At 47.8% G+C, this 2,008-nt stretch carries 2 protein-coding genes and 3 pseudogenes; 2 read left to right on the forward strand and 3 right to left on the reverse strand.

From position 1 onward, the window contains the following. Window positions 1-100: 100 nt before the first annotated feature. Together BHE85_RS14155 and BHE85_RS14160 are read left to right on the forward strand one after the other, a co-directional pair. Window positions 101-760 (forward strand): annotated as a pseudogene (locus BHE85_RS14155) (FUSC family protein); the annotation flags it as partial. 171 nt (window positions 761-931) lie between these two features. Then, window positions 932-1,261, forward strand: a complete 330-nt coding sequence (locus BHE85_RS14160; RefSeq protein ID WP_000450409.1) for a DUF496 family protein — start codon at window positions 932-934, stop codon at window positions 1,259-1,261. 100 nt (window positions 1,262-1,361) lie between these two features. On the opposite strand, the pseudogene BHE85_RS28240 reads toward BHE85_RS14160, so the two are convergent. The 3 genes and pseudogenes from BHE85_RS28240 to BHE85_RS14170 form a co-directional block, all read right to left on the reverse strand. Then, window positions 1,362-1,442 (reverse strand): annotated as a pseudogene (locus tag BHE85_RS28240) (EutP/PduV family microcompartment system protein); the annotation flags it as partial. A 6-nt stretch (window positions 1,443-1,448) separates the two neighbouring features. Beyond that, a pseudogene (locus BHE85_RS14165) lies at window positions 1,449-1,658 on the reverse strand (IS1 family transposase); the annotation flags it as partial. Between the two features lie 44 nt (window positions 1,659-1,702). Further along, window positions 1,703-2,008: integrase core domain-containing protein (locus tag BHE85_RS14170; protein WP_032232747.1), on the reverse strand; the 306-nt coding region annotated here is incomplete at its 5' end.

The following is a 2,008-nucleotide window of genomic DNA, read 5'->3' on the forward strand; positions in this document are numbered from 1 at the left end:
AAGACCGCACGAATATAACGGTGGGTTCCCCCCAAACGAATCGGAAAATCGATACTGGAAAAACTCTAACTCGGTGGCCAGTTTTTGTTGACCACTTCACCCGACAGGTGAAATTGATACGGCGTTATGGCGAAGCGGCGATGTGCTCCTCGGCTCTTTACTGGCAATGTTGTTTACCGGTATCTGGCCACAACGGGCGTTCATCCACTGGCGCATTCAACTGGCGAAAAGTCTGACCGAGTATAATCGGGTCTATCAATCTGCATTCTCACCGAACTTACTCGAACGCCCACGTCTGGAAAGCCATCTACAAAAACTCCTGACCGATGCCGTGAAAATGCGTGGGCTGATTGCGCCCGCCAGCAAAGAAACCCGTATTCCAAAATCGATATATGAAGGTATCCAGACCATTAACCGCAATCTGGTTTGTATGCTGGAGTTGCAAATCAATGCGTACTGGGCCACGCGCCCCAGCCATTTCGTGTTATTGAACGCGCAAAAACTTCGTGATACCCAGCACATGATGCAGCAAATACTGCTGAGCCTTGTTCATGCGTTGTACGAAGGTAATCCGCAGCCGGTTTTTGCCAATACGGAAAAATTGAACGATGCAGTGGAAGAGCTGCGTCAGTTGCTCAATAACCACCATGACCTGAAGGTTGTGGAAACACCAATCTATGGTTATGTGTGGCTGAACATGGAAACGGCACATCAGCTTGAGTTGCTATCGAATCTGATTTGCCGGGCCTTGCGCAAATAATTCCTGAACTACAGAATCATCTTGCTGCTGCTTCGATTCAGCAAGGATAAAGGGTATGATAGTGAAAAGGGATAAAAGCATTGTCATCTGCGGCAGCTATGAGTAATGTTGGCTCTAACGGATAGCGGTTGCTTAAACGAATCCGACTCTCACATTATCAGGGGTATAAAAATGGAAACTACCAAGCCTTCATTCCAGGACGTACTGGAATTTGTTCGTCTGTTCCGTCGTAAGAACAAACTGCAACGTGAAATTCAGGACGTTGAGAAAAAGATCCGTGACAACCAGAAGCGCGTCCTGCTGCTGGACAACCTGAGCGATTACATCAAGCCGGGGATGAGCGTTGAAGCAATCCAGGGCATCATCGCCAGCATGAAAGGTGACTATGAAGATCGCGTTGACGATTACATCATCAAAAATGCCGAGCTCTCCAAAGAACGCCGCGATATCTCCAAAAAGCTGAAAGCTATGGGCGAAATGAAAAACGGCGAAGCGAAGTAATTCCTGTTTTATTCAATGAGGGTTGCCTGGCAACCCTCATTGCTCATTGATTCTTTTCTGTGTATCACCGTCATCATTCCCATCTGATAACTTACCGAAATTAGCGACAGACATCTTCTGTATGCAGCAAGGCAAAAAGTTCTGTAACTCCATTGTTATTAACCGCACTGGTGGTAATGACTCCAACTTACTGATAGTGTTTTATGTTCAGATAATGCCCGATGACCTTGTCATGCAGCTCCACCGATTTTGAGAACGACAGTGACTTCCGTCCCAGCCTTGCCAGATGTTGTCTCAGATTCAGATTATGTCGCTCAATGCGCTGAGTGTAACGCTTGCTGATAACGTGCAGCTTTCCCTTCAGGCGTGATTCATACAGCGGCCAGCCATCCGTCATCCTGAACCGCCCCGGGTTTCCTGGAGAGTGTTTTATCTGTGAACTCAGGCTGCCAGATCATCGTTTCCGATAGAAGCATAATAAGCTTTTTCTGCTTCTGCCGGAGGGATGTGGCCCAGCCTTTCCAGCAATCGTCGATTATTATACCAGTCCACCCACGTGAGTGTGGCCAGTTCCACTTCTGCACGGTTTTTCCAGCTCTTACGGTGTATTACCTCCGCTTTGTAAAGACCATTGATGCTCTCCGCCATCGCGTTGTCATACGAGTCGCCTGTACTTCCTGTTGATGCCAGTAATCCGGCTTCCTTAAGCCGCTGTGTGTAGGCCAGCGATACATACTGAGAACCTTT

The sequence above is a fragment of the Shigella sp. FC1567 genome, from assembly GCF_001743015.1.
GTDB lineage: Bacteria > Pseudomonadota > Gammaproteobacteria > Enterobacterales > Enterobacteriaceae > Escherichia > Escherichia coli.